This is a genomic window from Kribbella sp. NBC_00889, assembly GCF_045207705.1.
Taxonomy (GTDB): Bacteria; Actinomycetota; Actinomycetes; order Propionibacteriales; family Kribbellaceae; genus Kribbella.
In genome coordinates, this window is the sequence record NZ_CP108783.1 from 4,555,172 (window position 1) to 4,579,220 (window position 24,049).

The following is a 24,049-nucleotide window of genomic DNA, read 5'->3' on the forward strand; positions in this document are numbered from 1 at the left end:
GCAGAGCACAATAACCTCATGATCACCGCGCCTGACCTCGTCGTCGCCGTCGGACCAGCCCTGTTCGAGGTGGTGGTCACCGGCAAGGGTGACGGAGAGGTCCGGGATGTCTTCCTGGCCGATCCGCAGGAGCCGGCGACCGGTCAGCCCGGTGACCTGGTGCTGGGCCTCGGCCTGCGTGACGCAGAGGACGCCGTCGAGCTGATCGAGCGGTGCGCGGCCGGTAACGCCTCTGGCATCGTCGTGCGTACGACGCTCGCTCACCAACCCGCCGTGGTCGCGGCTGCCGAGCGGTGGCAGCTCACGCTCGTCGCACTGCAGCCGAGCGTGACCTGGGCGCACGTGGTGTGGCTGCTACGCGGTGTGATCGACAGAGCCGCTGCGCCCGACTCCCCCGCCGCTGGGGACGCCGGAGTACATCAGGAGCTCTTCGCACTGGCAGACGCCGCTGCGGCGATCGTGGACGCGCCTGTGACCATCGAGGACAACCAGTCGCGCGTGCTGGCGTACTCCTCCGGGCAGGACTTCACCGACCCCACCCGGGTCTCCACCATCGTCGGCCGCCGCGTCCCGGCCGAGGTGATCGCACACTTCCGGGCTCGAGGCATCTTCCGCCGGCTGGCGCGCTCCAGCGAACCGTTCCTGGTGCCCGACGGACCGAACGGCATCCGCCCGCGTCTCGTCGTACCCGTGCGGGCCGGTGGCGAGTGGCTGGGGTCGATCTGGGCTGTGGTGGACGGTCCGGTGAGTGAGGAGGTCACCACCGAGCTGAGCAACGCTGCCTCGGTGCTGGCCTTGCATCTGCTGCGACTGCGCGCTCAGGCGGATGTCGCGCGACGGAGTGCCATCGACAGGCTGCGGACCATCCTCCGGCAGTTCTCCCCCGACAATCCGGTCGACGTACGGCTGCCACCACAGCCCTGGCGGGTTGTCGCACTCGGGTCGCCCGACGGGTACGACGTACCGCAGCAGCTCGACCTGTGGGAGTCGACGGGTCGTCGGTATGGGTGGAGCGAGCCGCAGTTGGCCGATCTGGACGGCACAGTGCTCGCCGTCGTCACGGACAACGACGGACCGGGGTCGTGGACCTGGCTGAGCAAGCTGGTGACCGATCAGGCGAAGGCCACGCCCGGCACTGTCGCCGCAGCAGGCGGCCCAGCCCGTGGTCCGGCCGACCTGCCGAGCTCACGGGCCGAGGCGGTCGAGCTGCTCGGCCTGGTACGACGGGGACTCGCGCCCGGACCGGCGTTGCGGGTGGAAGAGGCGTGGCATGTGCTGACTGTTCACCGTGCCGTCACCTCGCTGGACACGACCAAGTTGGACGGACCACTCGCCACACTGCTGCGGCACGACATCGAGCACAGCACCGGATTCGTGGAGACGTTGCAGGCCTGGCTCGAGTACCCGGGTCAGCCGCAGCGCGCGGCGCGGCAGCTGCACCTGCACACGAACACCTTGCGGCACCGGATGAAGCGGATCGGCGAGATCGCGGAGCTGGATCTCTCGGATCCGCGCGAACGCCTGGCACTGCAGTTGCAGATCGCGGCCGTACGGACCGAGCACTGAGTTCCCGAAAGCACTGAGAGGTTCGCCACATCCCTGTGTAACAAGGCTTCATATTCTGGCAATGGTTGGGCAACATCCGGCTGGTTGAGTCGTACTCAGCAGCCGGTCCAGCCGTTCACCAGGCGGCTGGAAAGGCCGGGTCCGAGCTTTTCACCAGGAAGCTCGGGCCATCGTGGGGCCCGGCGGTTGTCTGAGCGATCGCCGGGCCACACATCTTGCTTAGTGTCCTGAGTCGGAGGTTCGGGACACTAGGACAACCGGTTCACGATGTGCGCGTAGACACCGGGAAGCAGCGCCGCGGCGGGAACGATGCGGGGAGCGAGCAACGATCTGTTCCGGGCCCAGAGCAACGAGCCGGTGAGCAGACGGCACTCCCAGGAGACCCGGCGCCAGGCCGCTTCGTAGTCCTCGGGCCGGTCCTTGAGAACACAGTCCACCAGTTCCGCCGAGGTGCGCAGGGCGACCGCGATTCCCTCGCCGGTGAGAGCGTCGACGTACCCGGCTGCGTCGCCCACGAGCAGGACGCGACCGGCGACGCGGCTACGGACTCTTTGGCGGAGCGGGCCGGCACCCATGACGTCGTTTGCGGGGCAGGCACCTGTCAGCCGTCGTTGGAGGGCAGGGAAGGCGCTGAGGTGAGAGTCAAAGGTGCCGCGGGCGGAGGTGAGGACGGCGACGCCGACCAAGTCAGCCGCGACCGGTGTCACGTAGGCCTCCCCCAGACGCGACCAGTACACCTCCACCAGATCAGTCCACGGTGAGACGTGAAAGTGCCTGCGCAGTCCGCGGCGAACATCTCCCACAGAGGTCGAACCGAGGTCCAGTTGGCGGCGGATGGGTGAGTGGAGGCCGTCGGCGGCGGCCAGGTAGCGGGCGGTGTGGCCGGCGGCGGTGACCGAGGTGATGTTCTGGGTGATGGTGCCGACGCGAGTCTGGACCACGGGAACGCCCAGGTCGGCGACTCGCTTCATGAGAGCCTCGTGCAGCGTCGTACGGCGTACTCCGAGCCCGGGGCCGGCGTGGAAGCGGGCGTCGACCTGATGCTGTCCGTCGAGATACCGAATGCCGTAGAACGGCCGGCCGTCCAGCACGACTCCGAGGCGGGACAGATACGAAGCAGCACTGTGGGCGATCCCCTCGCCGCACGCCTTGTCGATCGGTACGGCACGTGGCTCGACGACGACCACGGACAGACCGGCCAGCGCGGCACGGATCGCCGTCGCCGCCCCGGCGGGACCGCAACCGGCGACGAGGAGATCGATCACTTGACCAAGTTTGAGTTCAGGGCGGCCTCTTCGGAGCGGATCCGGATCGCGAGCAGCGGGATGTTCAGCACCGTGAAGACCACCGCCGTCAGCCAGGCCGTGTGGACCAGCGGTAGCGCGATGCCCTCGGCAACCACCGCCACGTAGTTCGGGTGCCGGATCCACCGATACGGGCCGCGGGCAACCAAATGCAGCCCTGGTACGACGATCACCCGGGTGTTCCACTGATGACCGAGCACCGTGATGCACCACCACCGCAGCCCTTGCGACAACAGCACCACCGCGACCATCGTCCACCCCAGCCATGGGATGAACGGCCGGTGCGCTCCCTCGGCCAGGCACCCGCCGAGCAGCGCCGTGTGCAGCGCGACCATGTACGGATAGTGCGCGCGCCCGTACTCCACTCCGCCCTGCGCGAAGCTCCAGCGCGCGTTCCGCACCGACACGACCAGCTCCACCAGCCGCTCGGCGGCGACCAGCAACACGAAGACGACGTAGAAGGTGTACATCACCACTCCAGCAGGACGAGCTCGGAACAGAACCCCGGCCCCATCGCGAGCAACAACCCAGGGCCTTGTGGAGAAGGATCCAGCCGCAGCGTGTCACCGAGCACGTGCAACACCGACGATGACGACAAGTTGCCGACCGCATCGAGCGATTTCCAGGTCAGGTCCAGAGCACCCGGCCGCAGGTCGAGCGTCTCGGACACCGCCTCCAGCACCTTCGGCCCGCCCGGGTGGCTGACCCACGTCCCGACGTCCGGCACCGTCAGCCCGTGGTCCCCGAGGAAGCCGCGCACATCATCACCGAGGTACTGCCGGACGACCTCAGGCACGTCCGCGCCGAGCACGATCCGGAACCCACTGGCCCCGACGTCCCAGCCCATCACTCGCTCGGAGTCCGGATACAACCTGCTCCGCGTCGCCACCACGGACGGCCCGGACGCCGCCGGATGCTCCGACCCGGTCAACACCACAGCCGCCGCGCCGTCCCCGAACAGCGCCCCACCGACGAGGTTCGGCAGCGAGGCGTCCTCCCGCTGCAACGTCAGCGAACACAACTCCACTGACAGCAGTACGGCGACATGCGTGGGCCAAGCCTTCAGATAGTCATGCAAACGGGCGATCCCGGCCGCACCACCCACACAGCCGAGCCCGAACAGCGGCAGCCGCTTCACGTCCTCCCGCAGCCCCAGCCGCAACGCGACCCGCGCGTCGATCGACGGCGCCGCCACGCCGGTCACGGTCGTGAACATCAGCACGTCCACGTCGTCCAACGTCAGCCCTGCGTCCTTGACTGCTCCCGCGACCGCCTCCGCGCCAAGATCCACGGCCGCCGCGATCCACGCGTCGTTCGCCTCGCCGAAGTCCTTCAGTACGCCGTACTGCTCCAGCGGCAACGCGAGATGCCGGAACGACACTCCAGCATTCGCGTGCAGCCGCCGCAGCAACGCCGTACCCCGGCCGTCCGGGAGGCAGATCGAGGCGAAGGCCTCGGTCAGCTCCGCCTGCGGATAGCGGTACCGCGGCAACGCGGGCCGGACGGCTGCGATCCGCGTCATCGTGGCATCGTTACGTGCGTGAGCGTTCTGCGGACGGTGCGAGGTCTGGCGCTTGCCTGCCATCCCGGTCCGACCATCGCCGTCACCGCGTTCGTCACCGCCACCGCCTGGTCGGCCGGGCGGAATCCGGCCGGTTGTCTCCTCGTCGCCGCAACGATCCTCACCGGCCACCTCTCGATCGGCTGGAGCAATGACGCGATTGATGCCGCCCGCGACACCATTGTTAACCGCCAGGACAAGCCTGTGGTGCGCGGACTGGTGAGTCGCCGGACCCTCGAGGTGGCCGCCGGCATCGCGCTGGTCGTCACGATCCCGGTGTCGCTGGCCAACGGGGTCGCGGCCGGCCTGATGCATCTGCTCTTCGTTGCCTGCGCCTGGGCGTACAACCTCGGTCTCAAGTCCACCGTGATCTCCTGGCTCCCGTACGCCGTCGCGTTCGGCGCGCTGCCGTCGTTCGTGACGCTCGGCACGGCGGGCACCTGGGCACCCTGGTGGGCGACTGTCGCGACCGCGCTTCTGGGCGTCGGTGCCCATTTGGCAAACGTCGTACCTGATATGGCGGACGATCTGGCGACCGGAGTCAGGGGCTGGCCGCAACGACTCGGGCGCTACGCGCGACTGCTCGCGCCCCTGCCGCTCGCGGTGGCGACCGGGCTGCTCGTGATCGCGCCCGCCGGTCCGGTCGGGGTGGTCGGGTGGATCGCGCTGGTCGTGGTCGCGGGACTGCTGGCTGTGATCCTGTTGTGGCGGAACGCGCCGTTCCTGGTCACGATCGCGGTCGCCGCGGTCAGCGTCATCACGCTGGTCATCCGCGGCGACGCCCTCACCTAGTGTCCTGCGTCGGAGATCCCTTGAGCGATTGCGGTGTCCAGGTGCGTGCATCGCAAGGCGGAGAAGCGTCCTCGATGCGGAGCATCGTGGATGCTTCTCCAACGCCGCGAGGTGCGTGCCTGGGCGCCGCAAGCGCCAAGGGATCTCCGACGCAGGGCACTAAGGCAGCGAGGACAGGATCTCGATCAGCGCGGTCGTGGCGGGCGGGTCTGGCGGGTCGCCGTACGTGGCGGCGTAGATCGAGCGGGCGAAGCCGGCGATCGGTGTGGCGTGGATGCCCGGAGCCTGGTGTGCCTCCAGTGCGAGTCCGTTGAGGATGGCAACCCCCATGCCGGCGGCCACCACTGCCTGAGAGACGACGGTGTCGTCGCAGAAGAAGGCGATGCGTGGTGAGAAGCCGGCGCGCTCGCAGGCCGTCATCGTGGCGGCTCGACAGTGCTCGCACCCACCGACCCAGGCGGAGTCACGGTGGTCCTCGAGACGCTGATCGGGTTGGTCACTGACGAGGTAGAGGGGATCGTCCAGCAGGTGGGTGAGCCGGAATCCTTCCTCCTCGAACGGAGTGCCGGTGTGCCGGAAGATCAACGCGACGTCGACATGCCCGCCCCGCAGCATCTCGAGCCCATCGGCCGGGTGGGCGTCGACGAGATTCAGCTCGATGCCCGGGTGGGTTCGGGACAGTTCGGTGGCTGCCCTCGGCACCAGCGTGCTGAGGACCGTTTGGAAACCGGCCAGTCGTACCCGCCCCGCCCGAAGTCCGACCCGCGCCTCCAGCTCGACAGACGCGGCGTCCAGTCGCCCCAGGATCTCTGTCGCCCGTTGGGCCAGAAGTTCCCCTTCCGGGGTGAGCCGGATCCCGCGGCCCACTCGCTGGATGAGCTTGGCTCCGGTGGCGGCTTCCAGCCGGCCCAGGTGGTGGCTGACCGACGGCTGGGAGTAGTGCAGTTCGTTCGCGGCTCCTGTCACCGATCCGTGACGGGCGACCGCCTCCAGCACCTTGAGGTGGGTGACGTTGAGCATAGATCAAGTTTATCTATGAAAAGCTCGCAATTTTGGCATTCGACGTCATGACGTGGGACCGCGATGATCGATGCACAGACCGAGCTGATCCGGCCAGGCTCGACCGAGAGACGGAAAGGACCCACCCGCCATGTCACTCGCCCGCGTCCACAACTTCTCCATCTCACTCGACGGCTTCGGAACCGGAGCAGACCAAGGCCCCGACGCGCACTTCGGTCACGCCGGGGACAGGCTGCACCAATGGATGTTCGCCACCCAGTGGTGGGAGGCGGGCGGTAGCGCGGGCGTCGACGACGCCTTCGTCCAGCGGCACGACCCGGGCATCGGCGCGGAGATCATGGGCGCCGGGAAGTGGGGCCACCCCGGATGGCACGAGGACCCGGCGTGGAAGGGTGCCTGGGGTCCCAACCCGCCGTTCCACACGCCGGTCTTCGTCCTCACCCATCACACCCGCCCGTCGATCGAGATGGAGGGCGGTACGACGTTCCACTTCCTCGACACCTCACCCGCCGAGGCGCTCGAGACTGCCCGCAAGGCTGCCGGCGACCAGGACGTACGTATCGGCGGCGGGCCTACCGTGATCCGCGATTTCCTTGCTGCCCGGCTCATCGACCACATGCACGTCGTGGTGGTGCCGGTCCTGCTCGGCCGGGGCGTACGCCTCTGGGACGGGCTGGAGGGCGTCGAGAAGGACTACAAGATCGAGACCACCTCCTCGCCCAGCGGAGTCACGCACCTGACGTTCAACCGCGCCTGAGGCGCTAGGCGGCGTCCGGCTTCAGCGGTGCGTTGCTTCCGAGGATCGCGGCCGTGAGTGCCTCGGCCGGTTTCTTGGAAGCGCGCGGGTTCGTGATCAGGACCAGGTCGATCGACGGCAACTCCGGCAGCCCGGCGCTCGGCGGCGGCTCGACCAGGTCCGCCGGCATCAGCGACCGCGCGAAGATCGCGAGCCCCAGCCCGGCCCGGACGGCCGCGAGTACGCCGTTCACGCCGCGGACGATGCAGGTGATCCGGCAGGTCCGGCCCGCCTGTTCGAGCGTCTGCACACCGAGAGAACGGCTCAGGCTGGGCGCCTGGTATGCGACGAGTGGCACCGGGCCGTCCGGCGCGATCCGCGTCCCCGCGATCCCTGCCCAGACCAGAGGATCCCGGCGTACCAGGCGTCCGTTCGGCTCGTAGCCACCGCCGGCGCCGTGCTTGACGTACGCCAGGTCGAGGTGGCCGGACTCGACCCGGCGGAGCAGATTGGGGCTCTGGGCCACGGTCAGCTCGAGGTCGATCCGCGGGTAGAGCTGGCGGAAGTCACGCAGGATCTTCGGCAGCGGGGTCAGCGCCAGGTCGTCGGTGACCCCGAACCGCAGCCGGCCACGCAACTCCGAGCCGGTGAAGTACCCGGCCGCCTCCTCGTGCGCGGCCAGGATGGTCCGGGCGAACCCGGCCATCGCCTCGCCGTCCGCGGTCAGAGTGACTGTCCGCGTGTCGCGCAGGAACAGTGGTCGCCCAACCGCCGCCTCGAGTTTGCGGACATGTTGACTCACCGTCGGCTGCCGGATACCCAGCCTCTCCGCGGCCTGCGTGAAGCTGAGCGACTGCGCCACCGCCAGGAACGTGCGGAGCTGGTCCGGGTCGTACATCGACATCCCTCCCATTACGTGACGCTATAAGACTAATAGGAGTAATTCGCTGTCGAAATCCAGTACCGAACCCTGAGGATAGACATGTCCTCCCCTGACCAGTCCACGTCGCTTAGGAACACTCTTGACCACCCGGGCCACCGGTACTGTCCCTTCCGTCCCCGACTTCCACACTCACCGCACCACCTCGAAGCCCGCCTCCGGCGAGATCCCGGCCACGCAGCGCCGGCCCGGATTCCGGGACACCTTCAGCGCTCTGCAGGTCCGCAACTTCCGCCTCCTGGTCAGCGGACTGCTGGTCAGCTCGACCGGCGGCTGGATCCAGCGCATCGCCCAGGACTGGCTGGTCCTCACGCTGACCGGCAGCGCCACCGCGGTCGGCATCACCACCGCGCTGCAGTTCCTGCCCACCCTCCTGTTCGGCCTGTACGGCGGCGTGATCGCCGACCGCTTCCCGAAGCGGAAGATCCTGCTCGTCACCCAGGCCACGATGGGGAGTCTGGCCGGCACTCTGGCCGTGCTCGCGTTCACCGGCCAGGTGCACGTCTGGCAGGTCTACATGATGGCCTTCATCCTCGGTCTGGCCACCGCGGTCGACAATCCGACCAGGCAGTCGTTCGTCACCGAACTGGTCGGCAAGGACCGGGTCCGCAACGCGATCAGCATGGTGTCGTCGACGTTCCAGCTGGGCAGCCTGATCGGGCCGGCACTCGGCGGCATCCTGCTCGGCACCCTCGGCACCGGCTGGTCCTTCGCGCTCAACGCGGTGACGTTCTTCGGTTCGATCTCCGCGCTGCTCCGGATGCGGGAGTCCGAGATGCCAGGCCTGGTCGCGGCGCGGCGAGCCAGCGCGGGTCTGCGGATGCGGGACGGCCTGCGCGATGGCGTCAGGTACGCCTTCCACGAGCCGGCAGTCCGGTGGGCGATCGCCCTGGTCGGCATCTACGGCATGTTCACGATCAGCCTGCCGGTCACGCTGACCGCCTTCGCGGACCGGGTCTTCCACACCGGCGCGACCGGGTACGGCGTACTGAACTCGGTGGTGGCCGCGGGAGCGCTGAGCGGAGCGTTGCTGTCCGCCCGACGGATCCGGACTCCCCGACTGCGGAACCTGGTCGGCATCGCGTCGATCCTGGCCGTCACCGAGATGGTCGCCTCGATCCAGCCCTCGCTGTGGACCTTCATCCCGCTCCTGTCGGCGATGGGCATGGCGACGCTGATGTTCCTCACGGCGGCGCAGTCGATGGTCCAACTGACCACTCCGGACGGCCTGCGCGGGCGCGTGTCCGGGATCTACAACCTGGTGTTCATCGGGGGCGGCGCGATCGGCGGACCCACGGTCGGCTTCATCGCCCAACACTGGGGCGCCCGCAACGGCCTGCTGCTGGCCGGTCTGGTGCCGGCCATCGCGACCATCGCGATCGGTCTCCGGCTGCGCCGCGACGGCGGGTTCCGCCTGGTCGTGGTCCGGACCCGCTCGCCCTGGCACCAGCGCCCGATCCGCGTCAATCTCGAGCAGGCGCCGATCCAGCTGTCCCGGCCGACTGTTCACCCGGCCGCGGAGCGTCCGTCGCGCCCGTTCGTCTTCAGCCGGCGCGAGCACGGACGCACCGACCCGCACAGCCGGCCACTGCGTCCACGCCGCCGTCCGCAGCACCACTAGTCGACCGGGACCGGGCCGGGAAGCTGCCTCCCGGCCCTGTCCCGGATCGTGGTAAATCCAGCTCCACGCCACCGGCCAACTGCGACGATGACACCTCGTCTCGGCCAGGAGGGGTGTAGTGGGATTCGTACTGGAAGGCCCGGTGCTCGAGGGCGAGCGCGTCCGGCTGGAGCCGCTCTCCCCTCGGCATGCGGAGGGTCTTGGCGCCGCGGGCGACCAGGACCGGGCGTCGTACGCGTTCACTTGGGTGCCCACGGCAACAGAAGCGGCCGGCTACATCGATGCGCAACTCGAGCGGGCGGCCACCGGCAAGCTGGCGCCGTACGCGCAGATCGCCGTCGACACCGGCCGCGTCGTCGGAGCCACGTCGTTCTGGGATCCTCGGCTGTGGCCGGACGGTGAACGACTGCGGGCCATCGAGGTCGGCTTCACCTGGCTGGCGGGTTCAGCCCAAGGCACCGGGATCAACACGGAGGCGAAGTACCTGCTGTTCCGGCATGCCTTCGAGGTCTGGGACGTCGCCCGCGTCGACCTGAAGACGGACGCTCGCAACGCGCGGAGCCGGGCGGCGATCGAATCCGTCGGCGCACATTTCGAGGGGGTACTGCGGAACTGGTCGCCGTCCTGGGCTCCGGGCGAGGACGGCCGCCTCCGCGATTCGGCCATGTTCTCGATCACCGGCAACGAGTGGCCGGCCACCCGTGAGCACCTCGAGAAACGCCTCGCCGGAGACCACGCACAGTCATCGGCGATGAATACTTGACGATGTAAATTAACCAACCCTAGGCTCGGCAGCGTCCGCTCTCTCCCCGGTCATCCGGAGGACCACCGTGCTGAATCTCAGACGTCGTACCGCCGCTGCCGTGCTCGCCACCGTCGCCCTGGTGTCGACGGCCGCCGCGACCGGCCCGGCCGATGCGGTCAAGGGCTCTGCTGTCCCGACCGCCGTCCAGGCCAAGGAGCCGGTCCCGGCGAAGTACCCGCAGGTCGCGGCCAAGCCCTACATGGGCTGGAGCAGTTGGAGCCTGCAGTCCACCAACTACCCGGGCGTGAACCCGGACGGTCCCGGCAGCTTCATCAGTGAGAAGAACATCCTCACCCAGGCGCACGCATTGGCGACCAAGCTCAAGCCGTACGGCTACGAGTACATCAACATCGACGCGGGCTGGCAGCTCGGCGGTGACGAGTACGGCCGGCCGGTGGCGAACGCGCAGCGGTTCCCGCGGGGCATGAAGGCGGTCGGCGACGACATCCACAAACTCGGACTGAAGTTCGGCATCTACACCGTGGTCGGCCTCGGCTTCGACGTCTACCGCGACGGCAACACGCCGATCTACAACGCACCCGGCTGCTTCACCCGCGACATCGTGTACCCGGACCTGCGCACCACGAACGGCTGGGACCAGGCGTACAAGATCAACTACGCGAGCCCGTGCGCGCAGAAGTACGCCGACTCGATCGCGAAGCTCTTTGCGGACTGGGGCGTCGACTTCATCAAGATGGACGGCGTCGGCCCGGGCTCGTGGAAGGGCGCGCCGGACGACCCGAACCACAACAACACCGAGGACATCGAGGCCTGGTGGCGCGCGGTCCAGAACGCCGGGCGCCCGATGATGTACACGCTGTCGTGGTCGCTCAGCCACCGGTACGCCGATGTCTGGAAGCAGAACTCGAACGGCTGGCGGATCGACACCGACGTGGAGTGCTACTGCGACACGATCGTCCGCTGGGACAGCTCGGTGAAGGCCCGCTGGTGGGATCTGCCGCAGTGGATCGACGACGCCGGACCAGGTCACTGGAACAACCTGGACGCGATCAACGTCGGCGTCGGAGAGATGGACGGCCTCAGCGACGCCGAGCGGCAGAGCTACATGACGTTCTGGGCGATCAACGCCGCACCGCTGTTCGTCGGGGACGACATGACCAAGCTGGACGCGTACGGCCTGAAGCTGCTGACCAACCGCGAGGTCATCGCGATCAACCAGTCCGGCAACCCGGCCCGGCCGCTGAACCAGGACCAGTTGCAGCAGACCTGGTACGCCAAGAACGCGGACGGCAGCGTCACCGTCGCCCTCTTCAACCTGGCCGACACCCCAGCCACGGTGACCGGGAACTTCGACCAGCTCGGCCTGACCGGCGAGGCGACCGTCCGCGACATCTGGGCGAACCAGAACACCCGGAACGTCTCCAGCCAGGTCAGCGCGGGACTGCCTGCACACGGCTCGAAGCTGTACAAGATCACGCCGGAGAAGAATGATGCGCCGAGCAAGCCAGCCGACCTCACCGCGACCGACGTGAGCCGTACGACGGTCAGCCTGAACTGGCGGCCGAGCACCGGCGCATCGTCGTACAAGGTGTACGCCAACGGCAAGCAGGTGGCGACCAGCTCGACCACGAGCGCTGTGGTGACCGGGCTGCTGCCGCAGACGCAGTACGCCTTCACTGTGAAGGGCGTGTCCGGCGGCCGTACGTCGGATGCGAGCGCGCCGGTCACCATGTTCACCTCGAAGTCGGGTGGGCCAGTCCGGTACGAGGCCGAGGCATCGACCAGTACGCTGACCGGGAACGCAGGTATCTCCGGCTGCAACCTGTGCTCCGGCGGCTCGAAGATCGGCAACATCGGGTACGACGCCACGGTGACGCTGCACAACATCACCGTCCCGACCACTGGTACGTACCTGGTGAAGGTCGCGTACACCGACGGCGACACCAGCCGGCAGAGCATGCTCACCGTCAACGACGCCGACTCCTACTGGGTCAACTACCACGGCCTCGGCGACAACGACTGGGGTACGCCGCAGGTGACGTACCTCCCGATGAAGCTGACCGCCGGAGCCAACTCCATCAAGGTCAGCAACCCGAGCGGCTACATCGCCGACATCGACTGGATCACTGTCTGACCCCCCCACCGCGGGGCCGGCCTTCCCTCAGGTCGGCCCCGCGACCTTTACTGGAGTCATGAACGACTACCCGGCTCCCCTGGTCCCACCCGGTCAGACTGTCCCGGTCCCGCGGCGGATCCGCGCGACGCTCGACGGGCGCGTCGTACTCGACACCCAGGACGGGATCTACCTGTGGGAGTTCCCGCCGTACCCGCAGTACTACATCCCGGTTGCCGACGTGGCGGACGGCGTGCTGACGGACACCGGTGAGACGAAGGAGTTCGAGCACGGGGTCGCGCGGGTGCACACAGCTGGGTCGGGCAAGGCGTGGGTGTACGACGACGGGATCGCGAAGGACCGGGTCCGGTTCCAGTGGGACGCGCTGGACAGCTGGTTCGAGGAGGACGAGGAGGTCTTCGTCCACCCGCGCAACCCGTACGCCCGGTGCGACGCGATCCGCTCCGGCCGCCAGGTGAAGGTCGAGTACGACGGCAAGGTGCTGGCCGAGTCGCGATCGACGGTGATCGTGTTCGAGACCGGTCTGCCGCCGCGCTACTACTTCCCGCGGACCGAGGTGAACTTCGGGCACCTCACCGCCAGCGAAACCCGGACCGCGTGCCCGTACAAGGGCCGCACCACGGGATACTGGTCGGTCGACGGCCGCGACCTGGCCTGGTCCTACGACTTCCCCACCGCGCCGCTGCTGCCGGTCGCCGGCCTCATCGCGTTCTTCAACGAACGCGTCGACGTGACGCTGGACGGCGCACCGCTGGACCGCCCGGTCACCCACTTCTCGGACTGACCCGGAACTCACCGTCACGACGGCGAGATCAGATGGCGGACGTGACGCCGCCGTCCATCGGGATGATCGCGCCAGTGACGTAGCTGGCGGCGGGCGACGCGAGGAAGACCGCGACCCGAGCCACCTCCTCTGGTTCGCCGATCCGGCCGAGCGGGGTGTCGGCGACCATCTCGCCGAGCAACTCCTCCTTCGACCGGCCGCTCGCCCGGACCGCCGCCTCCAGGCCCTCGTCGACGCGGCCGGTGCGGGTCGTGCCCGGGTTGATCACGTTGACCCGAACACCCTGAGCGGCGTACGCCTTGGCGTAGCCGACCGAGGCCAGCATCAAGGCCGCGTTGGCGGCGCCGCCACCGATGTGCAGTGGGTTCGCCTGCCGGCCGCCCTGGCCGACCACGTTCACGATGGCACCGCTGCCACGCTCGGCCATACCGCGGATGACCGCGTCGGTCGCGTGCATGTACGTGAAGTACTTCGCCTCCATCGCGGCGTGCAGCGCCTTGCTGTCCAGCTCGTCAACCGGAGTACGGCGGGCCGCTCCCGCGCAGTTGATCAGGATGTCGGGTACGCCTATCCGCTCGAACACAGCGTCGGTCGCGTCCGGATCGGTGAGGTCGACCGCTTCCACGGCGTACGTCAGGCCCTTGGCGGCGAGCTCCTCCTGGGCCTTCGCCAGGTTGGCGGGATCACGGGAGATCCCGGTCACCGTGACGCCCTCCCACGCGAGTGCCTCGGCACACGCCAGCCCGATTCCCTTGCTGGCACCGGTGACCACCGCGGTCTTGCCGGACAATTGCAGATCCACGTGACTCCCTAGCTTTCGGCGTCGTACTCGTCGCGGGCGGCGGCGATCTCGTCCATGTGGTCGTAGGCCCAGGTCCGCATCGTCGCGACGGCCGCGGCCAGGCTCAGCCCGAGCGGAGTCAGCGTATAGGTCACCGTCACCGGCACCGTGGCGACGACCGTCCGCTGGACGATGCCGTCGCGCTCCAGGTGGCGCAGGGTCTGGGTGAGCATCTTCTGCGTGACGCCCTCGATCAGCAGCTTGAGTTGCCCGGACCGCAGTGTGCCGTGCTTCTCCAGCGTGCTGATCACCAGCATCGTCCAGGTGTCGCCGATCCGGCCCAGCACCTGACGTGTTGGGCAGGCGCCTTTAGTGGCGTCCCACTTGCCTCTGACCTGGTCGGTATCCATGAGGTGCCTAGAGCAGTAATAAGTGCTGTCTTCCGCCCGCCACGAACGGTTCGTAGCGTCGAGGTCGAGTCTAAGCACGAGAGGCAACGCAGATGAGAGCAGTACTACCTGTCGGACCCGGCAAGGTCGTGGTGGCCGAGGTCGACGAGGTCGAGCCCTGTCCCGGCGAGGTCGTGATCGAGGTCGCGGCGTACTCCCTGAACCGCGGTGAGACCTTCCAACTGGAGAACCCGCGAGACGGCTGGCGCCCCGGCAAGGACGTCGCAGGCCGGGTGATCCGGACGATTCCCGCTGGTCCGTCCGTCGGCACCCGAGTGGTGGCGCACGTGCCACACTCCGGCTGGGCTGAGCGTGTGACCGCGCCGCTCACGCAGCTCGCCGTACTGCCGGACGCGGTGTCGCTCGAACAGGCGGCAGCACTTCCGCTCGCCGGGCTGACGGCGCTCCGTCTTCTGCGTACGGCGGGTGCCGTGATCGGACGGCGGATCCTGCTGACCGGCGCCTCCGGCGGTGTCGGCCACTACTTCACCGAGCTCGCCGCGGCGGCCGGCGCATCGATCACGGCTGTCGTCTCCTCGCCGGTTCGCGGTGCGCGATTGCTCGAACTCGGCGCCGAGACGATCGTGCCCGAGGCTTCGGCCGCGGACGGACCGTTCGATCTCGTCCTCGAGTCCATCGGAGGTGACAGCCTGCCGGTCGCTCTGTCGAAGGTGCGCGCAGGCGGACGGCTGATCTGGTTCGGACAAGCCAGCCGGCGGCCGGCCGGCCTTGACTTCTTCACCATGTTCGACGGACCCGAGAACGGGACGATCGAGCACTTCCACTACACCGACGGCGACGACGGCGCGGACCTGGCCACGCTCGTCCGGCTGGTCGCGGCCGGACGGCTGCACCCCGAGCTCGGCCGGATCGAGGACTGGTCCCGGACCGGCGACGTCCTCGACGACCTGCGCGACCGCCGGATCCGCGGCAACGCCGTACTGACACTTTTCACCGAGGAGACACCGATGAAGGACCCGAAGGCCGTCGTGACGAGGTACGTCGAGGCTGTTGCCGCCGGTGACCTGGCCACCATCCGCGCGAGCTTCGCGCCCGACGTGGTGTGGACCTACCCGGGCGACCTGCCGCTGTCCGGTGAGTGGAAGGGGCGCGAGACGGTGGTCGACGAGTTCCTCGGCGCGGTGGCGGGCAAGTTGTTCGAGCCCGGAGCGCCGGTGACCATCAGGCTGACGAACGCCCTCGCCGACGGCGACCAGGTCTTCGCCGAATGGACCGCGCAGGCGACGGCCAGATCAGGCGAGGCGTACGCCAACCGATGCGGCGCGGTCTTCACTGTCCGGGACGGAGCGATCGTCGCCGTCCGCGAGTACCTCGACACCGACCACGCGCGCCGGGTGCTGTTCCCGGAGATATCGATGCCTGAGCAATCGTCACCTTTCCGCACGTCGGGGCCGTCGGCAACGAACTCGCATTCGTCCCTGTTCCGGGCTTGAACAGGCCAGTACTATGGGTCACCAGATCGACACTCTTTGTTTCGACGCCTGATGCCCAGAGCAAGTTGCCCAGAGCACCGACGCCGGAGGACCCGTGCCGACCATGTCAACTCCCCGTCCCCCGCCGGCTTCCGGTCCTGCGCCTGAGCGCACGACCTGGAGGTCAGTCCTTCACCATGACCTACCGGCCTCGCTCGTGGTCTTCCTCATCGCGATACCGCTCTCCCTCGGGATCGCCGCCGCATCCGGCGCCCCGCTCATCGCCGGCCTGGTCGCGGCCGTCGTCGGTGGCGTGGTCGCCGGGGCGCTCGGCGGATCACCGTTGCAGGTCAGCGGTCCGGCCGCGGGTCTGACGGTCGTCGTCGCGGACCTGGTCGGCCAGTTCGGCTGGGCCGCGACCGCCGGGATCACCTGCGCCGCCGGACTGCTGCAGATCCTGCTGGGCGTCACCCGGGTCGGGCGGCTCGCGCTCTCCCTGTCCCCCGCTGTCGTACACGGCATGCTCGCCGGCATCGGCGTCACGATCGCCGTCCAGCAGTTGCACGTCGTGCTCGGCGCGAAGGCGCAGAGTTCCCTGATCGCCAACCTGGCGGCGCTTCCCGCCCAACTCGTTGCCCATCACCCCCATTCGGTGCTGGCCGGCGTACTGACCGTCGCGATCCTGCTCACCTGGCCCAGACTGCCCAAGGTCACGGTGATTCCGGCGCCATTGGTGGCCGTCGTCGCGGTCACCGCGTTGGCCGCGGCGTTCCTGACCGACGTCACCCGCGTCGACCTGCCGGAGCAGCCACTGAAAGAGTTGGTTCTGCCCGCGGTGCCCGACGGCACTCCGATCGAGATCATCACGGCGGTGCTGACCGTTGCCCTCGTCGCCAGTGTCGAGTCGCTGCTCTCGGCAGTTGCCGTGGACAAGCTTCATCGCGGCGAGCGCAGCAACCTCGACCGCGAGTTGATCGGTCAAGGCGCCTCGAACGCGGTGTCCGGTGCACTCGGCGGCATGCCAGTGACAGGCGTGATCGTACGCAGTTCCACCAACGTCGCAGCCGGCGCACGTAGCCGCGCCTCCGCGATCCTGCACGGTGTCTGGATCGCGGCGTTCGTGCTGGCGGCCGGCGCGATGCTCGAGCTGATCCCGATGGCCGCCCTGGCCGGTGTCTTGCTCGTCACCGGCTTGCGGCTGGTCCAGCTCGCTCACATCCGCACCTTGCGCAAACACGACGAACTCCTCGTGTACGTCGTGACCGCCGCGGCCGTCGCCGTACTCGGACTGGCCGACGGCGTACTCATCGGCCTGGCGCTGGCGATCGTGCGAGTGCTCTATCGGCTGGCGCGGGCCACTGTCACCACGACCGAGGAGGACGGGCTGTGGACAATCCGGATCCGCGGCACGCTGGTGTTCCTCGGCGTTGCGTCCTTGGTCCGCACGCTCCGGTCGATCCCGGAAGGTGCGCGGGTTCGGGTCGATCTCGACGTCCACCATCTCGACCATGCGGCGTACGAGGCGATCGAGGACTGGCGGCGCGGACACATCGCGCGCGGTGGTTCGGTCGAGCTGAACCGGGTGGCGTTCCGGGCCGCGAGGCGTCGGCCGACCCGATCCGGCCGATGCTGGCGAAGCTCGCGGCGGACGGTCAGCGCCCGGCACAGCTGTTCATCACCTGCGCGGACTCGCGGATCGTGCCGAACCTGATCACCGCCACCGGCCCCGGCGACCAGTTCTGTGTCCGGAACATCGGCAATCTCGTTCCCCCCAAGGGATCGAACAGCAGCTCGGTCGACGCCGCGATCGAGTACGCCGTCGACGTACTCGGGGTGAGATCGATTGTGGTCTGTGGTCATTCGCACTGCGGTGCCGCCGCGGCCGCGCTCGAGGCGAACGCCCCGGCCGGCACCGGCCTGCAGAACTGGCTGCGCCACCTCGAACCGTCGCTACGACGCACGGTCGGGCTGCCGGACATCGTCGACCCGGCCACCGGGGTGAAGCTGTCCCCGGCGGACAAGCTGTCCGTCGCGAACGTCGGCGTACAGCTCGCGAACCTGCGCAGCTTCGCCTGCGTGCACAAGGCCGAGGACGAAGGACGGCTCGAGCTGATCGGCCTGTGGTTCGACCTCCGCGCAGCAGCGGCCCGGCTCGTCCTCGACCGCGAGCCCTACCTGGTCCGGGCCGACGAGGAGCTCGCCACCGCGGGCTCGTCGCTCAAACGCTGAGCAAGCTCACCGGCATCGGCGGGGATGCGCACCCGCCGGCTGTCGAAGATCAGCAGCAGCGGCACGGCCAACGCGGTCGCGATCAACCCGTCGAGCCAGTAATGGTTGGCGGTCACGACGACGACCGTGAACGTGAGCACCGGATGCGCGGTCCACAACCAGCGCCAGCGTGACCGCGTCGCCCGGATCAGGAAGACGGCGACCATCAACGACCATCCGACATGCAGACTCGGCATCGCCGCGAACTGGTTCGCCACCCCGGAATCCGTGCTCGGTCCGTAGACGGACTGCCCGAGCAGTACGCCGGTGTCCACCCAGCCCGGCATCATCCGCGGCGGCGCGAGTGGGAAGAACATGTGGCCGATCAACGCCAGCCCGGTCAGCGACGCCAGCGCCCAGCGCGCCTTCCCGTACTCGGCCGGCCGCCGGATCATCAGCCACAACAGAACCACCGCGGTCAGCGGGAAGTGCACGCTCGCGTAGAAGGCGTTGGCCACGTCGGCCAGGCCGTCGATCCGCAAGGCGTGCTGCTGCACCGCGGCCTCACTCGGCAGGCCGAGCCACGCCTCCCACCGGATCAAGTCGTCGGCGTGCCGGAACGCCGACCACGTGTGGTCCGCCGACAGGAACCGCCCGAGGTTGTACACCCCGAACAGCACGGCCAGCAGTGCGACCTCCCGCACGATCCGCCAGATCCCGTGCGGCTTCACCGCGACCGGCACCGATCGGTGCTCCACCCGTTCCAGAGTCAGTTGCGCCACATCGACCCCCACCTCAAACCGAACGCTCGTTCTCTGAGATTCCACCCTGCGTCGATGGCCGCCCGAAAATCAAGAACGGTCATTCGTTTTCGACTGTGATCCCGGCCGCATCGGCCGCGCTTCGCCACTGTTCCAAATTATCGCAACTTGCTTATAGTTGCGAAGGATATGAACCAACTCACATCCGTGGGAGAAATCCGTTAGACCCGCGCGATCGGGCGGGAGACGCTGCGGGCATGGTGACGGTCTTCCTCCGCTGGACCTGGCTGCGGGCCGTGCTGCACAACGGGTGGTGGCTGGTCACGAGCGTCTACCTGGTCGTGGACGCCGGCCTCTCCCCGGCCCAGCTCGTGCTGATCGGCGCGGCGCAGAGTGGGTTCGCGGTGGTCTGCGAGGTGCCGGCCGGCGTGGTCGCCGACACCATCAGCCGCAAGTGGTCACTGGTGATCTCGCAGGTCCTGATGGGTACGGCGATGGTCACCACCGGGCTCGTCGACTCGTTCCCCGCGCTCCTCGCGACGCAGGTGCTCTGGGGCATCTCGTGGACGTTCGCGAGTGGATCCGACGTCGCCTGGATCACCGACGAGCTCGACCAGCCGGACCGGATCACCGCCGTACTCGCCCACGCCGCCCGGGCACAGCTGACCGGGGCCGCAACCGGTCTGATCGTGCTCGGTCTGCTCGCCTGGGCGACCCGCCGCGATCTGACCATCGTCATCGCCGGCGCTGCGATGCTCTCGCTGGCACTCTACGTCGCGCTGAGGTTCACCGAGCACCACTTCGTGCCGGTGCGGACCGCCCGCTGGTCGGCGTCCTGGACCATCTTCCGGCGCGGCGTCACTCTCGTACGGCGCCGTCGCGCGATCCGCCTGATCTTCGCGGCGACCTTCCTCGTGAACGGCGCATGGTCGGTCGGACGGCTGTTCCAGGTCCAGCTGATCGATCTCGGCCTACCCACCGACCCAGACCCAACCATCTGGTTCACCGGCCTCGGCGTTGCCGGGCTGCTCGTCGGCGCGCTCACCCTGCGCCTGGCCGGCCATCGCATCGACGGCGCCCACGCCCGCAACGACTACGCCCTCGCGGCTGCAGGCGCGGTACTCGGCACGCTCCTGCTCGCGTTCGCCCGCGATCCGGTCGCCGGCGCGATCGCCGTCGTACTGATCTCCGGCATGGTCAAACCGCTGACCCAGGTGATCGGCACGGTCTGGGTCAACGCCCGCACCACCGCCGACATCCGCGCCACCACCCACTCATTCCTCGCCCAACTCAAATACCTCGGTGAGATCACCTGCGGCCTAGCCATCGCCACCATCGCCCGCCTCACCACCCTCCCCCTAGCCCTCACCGCCTGCGCACTCCTCTTCACCGCAACCGCCGTACTCATGCATGAGCGGGCTGATCGTGGCGCCGGTCGGGCCGGCGTCCACCCGTAGGCGGCCACTGACGGGAAGCGGCCCGTCGACGACGACTACGGGGGTGGTGAGGTCGTAGAGTTCGTGGGCTATCAGGGCGCCGAGGGCGATGATCGTGTCGGGGCGGGCGAGGATGATGGCGGCCGGTGCGGTGTGAGCGCGGATCTGTTCGGCGAGGACGCTGGAGGCGGAGCTCGAGCCGCGACCCGACTCCATCACCAGGACGCGGCCGGCCAGTACGACGCCGCACTGGGGATGGTGTGCGTCGATGATGCGACCGTTCTCGTCGGTGCCGCCCCAGAAGGACAGGGGTGCTGTCAGGCGGATCACCTCACCTGTCGCGATGCCGGGATTGAGTGTGCGAGCCGTGATCATGCGTCTTCCAGCATCACGCGACCGGCGCGGGCGGACGCCACGCATTCCTCCAGCGAACCGAGGACGGCGGACACGTTGATGTTGCCCGGCGCGTAGTGCGCCCACTTGCCAGAGTTCGTCATCACGTTCTTCCACGCCGGCGACAGGATCGCCGTCACGTAGGTGCAGGTGTCCACAACGACCGTGACTCCAGCAGCCTCGAGCGTCCGCAGTACGCCGCTCTCCTCGGCCAGCGCCCGCGTCGCACGACCGGTCGACAGATAGAACGCGATCTTCAACGGAGGCCCGTCCGTCAGCAACTCAGCGAGCCGGGCACACTCGGCGTACGACGCGTGCGGTGTGCCGACGCTGACCGCATCGAGTTCACCTGACGAGAAGGTCGACAACATTCGCCGCGTCTGCCGCATCATGTCGAGATCGATCTCGCGCACCGGCAGCTCGAGCGCCTCATCGAGAGTCGGAGCCTCCGGAGTCACCCCGACCGCATGGAACAGCGCCACTCCCCCGGCCGACGCGGCGGCCGCACCGAACGCCTTCAGCTCATCCTCGCCCGCAGACGCCGGAATCCCGACCAGCACAGGGATCTCGCCGCCGACGACCGACCCGACATGATGCCCGAGCAACGGATACGCGAGCTCGGACCGCAGAAACCGATCACCCAACGGACGGCAGTCGAACGTCACGGTCCCCCGCCGCGCCTCAGTCGTTTGCAGCCCGGAGTACGGCGCCCGTCCGGTGATCGCAGCGCAGATGTCGAGGAAGTCGCCGTACCGATCGGTCCGGGCACCGAGGACGGAGTTGGCGAACACGATCGCGTTCGACTCCGCCCACGCGACGTGCTCGCCGAGTCCGGGCCGGTTCGGCAGCTGGTACGGCGCACAGGTGAACGTCGGTGTGCACCCGAGGGCGACGTACGCCGACATGAGCTCTCGACCGGACGCCGCGAGGTCGCGGTCACGAACCAGTTCCGGATGGATGAGGTCCATCGAGCCGACGTTCAGTGTGGTCGGGACGCGGACCTTCGCGCCGAGGTCGACCAGGCGATGGGCGAAGTCCAGGCTGACCTGGCCGTGGTACAGGCACGAGTCGACGTGCGCGGAGGTGATTTCGACCAGCCGCGGCGCGTCCGCGATCCGGGCCAGGCTCACGATCACGCGCATCGCGAGCGCCACGCCGTCACCGTCCTGACCACCGAGCATTCCTTCTTCCTCGGCGGTCAGGCGCAGCGTCTGCATGCGTTGAAACTACAGCGTTCAGACCTTCGTCCGGCGGGAGGCGACCAGAGCACCGGCTTGGTATCCGTCGGCCCGCAGGAGCTGGCCGTGGGTGACCTCCAGGATGTCGATGCTGAGCTCCGGGCCGGTCAGATCCTCGGAGCTGATCGGGCGATCGTCGAGGTACAGATCGACGCGGTCCAGCTCGTCCACCTCCAGGGCGACCGTGAGCGTCGTACCGCTGAAGGTCGTCTTCACGTCGAGACGCCGGTGCGGCAGCGCCGCGAGCAACGAACCGGCCTTGTTCAGCAGGTCGACGTTGCCTTCGAGCAGATCCGCCTCGGTCATCTTGTGCACCACCGTCGGTTTGACCCCGAGGTCCTCGACCGGCGTACCCGACAGCGCACCCACCCGCAACGTCCGGCGGATCGCGACCCGCAGGTTCGCACCGTTGGGCAGGGCGATGTACGGCGAGGTCTCGTCCGGTGGGGGTGGTTCGTTGAGCAACGCGGCGAGCAGGCCGTGGGTCCACACGTTCGCGCCGCCGGCACCGGTGTTGTCGTCGACGCCGAGGATCGGGCCGATCTCGTGGTCGGCGAACCCGGCGGCGAAGATGTCGGTCGCCGAGTACACCCGCGCGTCGGTGACCAGCACCACCGGGCCGTGGTACGTCTGGCCGATGTCGTTCGCCCCGTCCTCGGGCGTGATCGGCTTCGCGGCCGAGTACGCGGCGCCCGTCTCGGTGGCCAGGTCGAGCGAGTCGAACCACGGACCGAGATCGATGCCGAGCGGATTGTCCTTGTGCCGGCGGCAGATCTTGAGGTTGACCGGCGTACTGATGAACTGCACCGGCTCCGGCGCGATCCGCCGCGGCGTCATCGTCTGCAGGGTGAACTCGCTGGCGAAGATGTGCCCGCCGCCGTTGTCGCGGACGTCCACGATCAGGCCGTTCTGCGGCAGCGCGGCGGCGAGCCGGACGAACTCGTTCCGGAACGCGACCGGGTCCTGCACGCTGAACGTGAAGATCCGCACGTGCCCGAACGTTCCGGACGACGTGACCACCTCGCGGGCGCGGAAGACGCCCGGCATCGTGGTCGGCAGATCGGCGCCGGTGACGGCCGCCGGTGTCCGCAGTTCGGCCGAACTCTGACCGCCTTCCAGCTCGACCACATCGCGGACGTAGAGCGCCTTCTTCGCCCGGGCCTTCTCGTCGGAATCCAGGTCCAGCCCCATCGAGGCCGACATCTCGCTGATCGCGTCCAGGTCCGTCATCGGCGGCAGGTTGGTGGTGACCTTCCACTGCTCGCGCAACTCCTGCGCCGAGCCGTCCAGACCGACGTACGACAGCGTCACCCAGTCCTCGTCCGGCGGCGACTGGATCACCAGCGGCCGCAGGGTCAGGGACTCCAGACCGCGGGCGAGGTTGGCCGCGTCGTTGCTGCCGGCGAACTGGGCGCCGTTCAGCGCGACCGCGCGGGCGATCGGCGTACCGTTCCAGTGCGTCACCTCGGCGCCCGGCCCGAACTGCGGGGCCGAGTATCCGGTCACCGTCCGGGTGATGAGGTAGTGCTCGACGTCGGCCCCGTCGTAGCACTTCTCGATCATGAACGGCAGATACGCGATCTTGCCGGCGAACGGGACCGGCAGCAGGTAGTTGGTGTGCAGGTCGCGGACCGAGTGGAAGATGCTCGACATCTCCCGGTGGAAGATCCACTCCGGTCCCATCGTGGCCGCGGTCTGCCGTTCCATCCGCGCCCGCATCACTCGCAACCGCTGCAACGGATTCACCGCGTGCATCGCGACCTTGAGCGGCAGATGCACGTAGTTCTGCTCCAGCAGCAGTAACGCCTGCTCGACCAGCTGTGTGCGCTGCGCGAGGGTCAACGTGCCGGCCGAACCGAGGAAGTCCGGCAGCGGTACGGCGGCCGCCTGCGCGGCGACAGTGGTCGCGGTGCGTTGTGTCCTGCTGGAACTCGCAGCTGCCCGGGTCCTCTTCGCGACGGAGGCACGGGCGGCCCGCTTCGCCCCCGTCGCAGTCTTCGCCGGCTCCTGCCGGGCGCTGCTCTTGCGTGCGGCGGTCTTCTTCGCCGCCGCCTTCTTCCCCGTGGCCTTCATGCTGCGTGGCTGTGACATGTCGCCCCCAATGCGGCGGCCCCTCCCCGGGCCGC

22 protein-coding genes are annotated in these 24,049 nt (G+C 68.5%); 11 read left to right on the forward strand and 11 right to left on the reverse strand.

Going from position 1 to position 24,049, the window contains the following annotated elements:
- The first annotated feature begins 18 nt into the window (after positions 1 to 18).
- Positions 19 to 1,566, forward strand: coding sequence for a helix-turn-helix domain-containing protein (locus OG817_RS21930; protein ID WP_406057348.1), 1,548 nt, complete (start codon positions 19 to 21; stop codon positions 1,564 to 1,566).
- Between the two features lie 248 nt (positions 1,567 to 1,814).
- On the opposite strand, the gene OG817_RS21935 is transcribed toward OG817_RS21930, so the two are convergent.
- Genes OG817_RS21935 through OG817_RS21945 form a run of 3 tightly spaced genes read right to left on the reverse strand, consistent with a single transcriptional unit; the run spans position 1,815 to position 4,392 of the window.
- Positions 1,815 to 2,831 (reverse strand): NAD(P)/FAD-dependent oxidoreductase, encoded by a 1,017-nt coding sequence (locus OG817_RS21935; protein ID WP_406057350.1) that lies wholly within the window; start codon positions 2,829 to 2,831, stop codon positions 1,815 to 1,817.
- Entirely contained in the window at positions 2,828 to 3,340 is a 513-nt protein-coding gene (locus tag OG817_RS21940) for an isoprenylcysteine carboxyl methyltransferase family protein (RefSeq protein ID WP_406057352.1), read from the reverse strand. The genes OG817_RS21935 and OG817_RS21940 overlap by 4 nt, the downstream gene beginning before the upstream one ends.
- Complete coding sequence (locus OG817_RS21945; RefSeq protein WP_406057354.1) at positions 3,340 to 4,392, reverse strand: type III polyketide synthase; 1,053 nt, start codon at positions 4,390 to 4,392, stop codon at positions 3,340 to 3,342. The genes OG817_RS21940 and OG817_RS21945 overlap by 1 nt, the downstream gene beginning before the upstream one ends.
- A gap of 18 nt (positions 4,393 to 4,410) precedes the next feature.
- Here OG817_RS21945 and OG817_RS21950 point away from each other — a divergent pair, with 18 nt between their 5' ends.
- Complete coding sequence (locus tag OG817_RS21950; protein ID WP_406057356.1) at positions 4,411 to 5,223, forward strand: UbiA family prenyltransferase; 813 nt, start codon at positions 4,411 to 4,413, stop codon at positions 5,221 to 5,223.
- 159 nt (positions 5,224 to 5,382) lie between these two features.
- Here the strand turns inward: OG817_RS21950 and OG817_RS21955 are convergent, their stop codons facing one another.
- On the reverse strand, positions 5,383 to 6,243 hold the full coding sequence (locus tag OG817_RS21955) for a LysR family transcriptional regulator (RefSeq protein WP_406057358.1): 861 nt from the start codon (positions 6,241 to 6,243) through the stop codon (positions 5,383 to 5,385).
- Positions 6,244 to 6,373: 130 nt separating this feature from the next.
- Here OG817_RS21955 and OG817_RS21960 point away from each other — a divergent pair, with 130 nt between their 5' ends.
- On the forward strand, positions 6,374 to 7,000 hold the full coding sequence (locus OG817_RS21960) for a dihydrofolate reductase family protein (protein WP_406057360.1): 627 nt from the start codon (positions 6,374 to 6,376) through the stop codon (positions 6,998 to 7,000).
- Positions 7,001 to 7,004: 4 nt separating this feature from the next.
- Here the strand turns inward: OG817_RS21960 and OG817_RS21965 are convergent, their stop codons facing one another.
- Entirely contained in the window at positions 7,005 to 7,892 is an 888-nt protein-coding gene (locus tag OG817_RS21965; RefSeq protein WP_406057362.1) for a LysR substrate-binding domain-containing protein, read from the reverse strand.
- A gap of 109 nt (positions 7,893 to 8,001) precedes the next feature.
- On the opposite strand from OG817_RS21965, the gene OG817_RS21970 reads away from it, so the two are divergent.
- The 4 genes from OG817_RS21970 to OG817_RS21985 all read left to right on the forward strand — a co-directional run bounded on the left by OG817_RS21970 (position 8,002) and on the right by OG817_RS21985 (position 13,224).
- Positions 8,002 to 9,540, forward strand: a complete 1,539-nt coding sequence (locus OG817_RS21970) for an MFS transporter (protein WP_406057364.1) — start codon at positions 8,002 to 8,004, stop codon at positions 9,538 to 9,540.
- Positions 9,541 to 9,658: 118 nt separating this feature from the next.
- Entirely contained in the window at positions 9,659 to 10,303 is a 645-nt protein-coding gene (locus OG817_RS21975) for a GNAT family N-acetyltransferase (RefSeq protein ID WP_406057366.1), read from the forward strand.
- A 67-nt stretch (positions 10,304 to 10,370) separates the two neighbouring features.
- A complete protein-coding gene (locus OG817_RS21980) occupies positions 10,371 to 12,440 on the forward strand; it encodes a fibronectin type III domain-containing protein (RefSeq protein ID WP_406057368.1) in 2,070 nt (689 codons plus the stop codon).
- A 58-nt stretch (positions 12,441 to 12,498) separates the two neighbouring features.
- On the forward strand, positions 12,499 to 13,224 hold the full coding sequence (locus OG817_RS21985; RefSeq protein WP_406057370.1) for a DUF427 domain-containing protein: 726 nt from the start codon (positions 12,499 to 12,501) through the stop codon (positions 13,222 to 13,224).
- Positions 13,225 to 13,252: 28 nt separating this feature from the next.
- On the opposite strand, the gene OG817_RS21990 is transcribed toward OG817_RS21985, so the two are convergent.
- Together OG817_RS21990 and OG817_RS21995 are read right to left on the reverse strand one after the other, a co-directional pair.
- Positions 13,253 to 14,026: an SDR family NAD(P)-dependent oxidoreductase gene (locus OG817_RS21990; RefSeq protein ID WP_406057372.1), complete on the reverse strand. Its 774-nt coding sequence runs from the start codon at positions 14,024 to 14,026 to the stop codon at positions 13,253 to 13,255.
- Between the two features lie 8 nt (positions 14,027 to 14,034).
- Positions 14,035 to 14,415: a helix-turn-helix domain-containing protein gene (locus OG817_RS21995; RefSeq protein WP_131350356.1), complete on the reverse strand. Its 381-nt coding sequence runs from the start codon at positions 14,413 to 14,415 to the stop codon at positions 14,035 to 14,037.
- A gap of 92 nt (positions 14,416 to 14,507) precedes the next feature.
- On the opposite strand from OG817_RS21995, the gene OG817_RS22000 reads away from it, so the two are divergent.
- The 3 genes from OG817_RS22000 (at position 14,508) to OG817_RS22010 (ending at position 18,116) form a co-directional block, all read left to right on the forward strand.
- Positions 14,508 to 15,908 carry a nuclear transport factor 2 family protein gene (locus tag OG817_RS22000; RefSeq protein WP_406057373.1) on the forward strand — a complete coding sequence of 467 codons (1,401 nt, stop codon included), beginning with the start codon at positions 14,508 to 14,510 and terminating at the stop codon, positions 15,906 to 15,908.
- A gap of 196 nt (positions 15,909 to 16,104) precedes the next feature.
- Complete coding sequence (locus OG817_RS22005) at positions 16,105 to 17,598, forward strand: SulP family inorganic anion transporter (RefSeq protein WP_406057375.1); 1,494 nt, start codon at positions 16,105 to 16,107, stop codon at positions 17,596 to 17,598.
- Positions 17,514 to 18,116 carry a carbonic anhydrase gene (locus OG817_RS22010; RefSeq protein ID WP_406046550.1) on the forward strand — a complete coding sequence of 201 codons (603 nt, stop codon included), beginning with the start codon at positions 17,514 to 17,516 and terminating at the stop codon, positions 18,114 to 18,116. Before OG817_RS22005 ends, OG817_RS22010 begins: the two co-directional genes overlap by 85 nt.
- Here OG817_RS22010 and OG817_RS22015 read toward each other — a convergent pair.
- The gene (locus OG817_RS22015; protein ID WP_406046551.1) at positions 18,059 to 18,877 is read right to left on the reverse strand and encodes a phosphatase PAP2 family protein; all 819 of its coding nucleotides are present in this window, start codon (positions 18,875 to 18,877) and stop codon (positions 18,059 to 18,061) included. The genes OG817_RS22010 and OG817_RS22015 overlap by 58 nt on opposite strands.
- Before the next feature lie 236 nt (positions 18,878 to 19,113).
- On the opposite strand from OG817_RS22015, the gene OG817_RS22020 reads away from it, so the two are divergent.
- Positions 19,114 to 20,313 (forward strand): MFS transporter, encoded by a 1,200-nt coding sequence (locus tag OG817_RS22020; RefSeq protein ID WP_406046552.1) that lies wholly within the window; start codon positions 19,114 to 19,116, stop codon positions 20,311 to 20,313.
- Here OG817_RS22020 and OG817_RS22025 read toward each other — a convergent pair.
- From OG817_RS22025 to OG817_RS22035, 3 genes are read right to left on the reverse strand one after another with little or no spacing between them, the layout of a single operon-like run.
- Entirely contained in the window at positions 20,215 to 20,667 is a 453-nt protein-coding gene (locus OG817_RS22025) for an aconitase X swivel domain-containing protein (RefSeq protein WP_406046553.1), read from the reverse strand. The two genes, OG817_RS22020 and OG817_RS22025, sit on opposite strands and share 99 nt — an antisense overlap.
- Positions 20,664 to 21,902, reverse strand: a complete 1,239-nt coding sequence (locus tag OG817_RS22030; RefSeq protein ID WP_406046554.1) for an aconitase X — start codon at positions 21,900 to 21,902, stop codon at positions 20,664 to 20,666. The genes OG817_RS22025 and OG817_RS22030 overlap by 4 nt, the downstream gene beginning before the upstream one ends.
- A gap of 18 nt (positions 21,903 to 21,920) precedes the next feature.
- The gene (locus tag OG817_RS22035; protein WP_406046555.1) at positions 21,921 to 23,996 is read right to left on the reverse strand and encodes a S41 family peptidase; all 2,076 of its coding nucleotides are present in this window, start codon (positions 23,994 to 23,996) and stop codon (positions 21,921 to 21,923) included.
- Positions 23,997 to 24,049 lie beyond the last annotated feature (53 nt).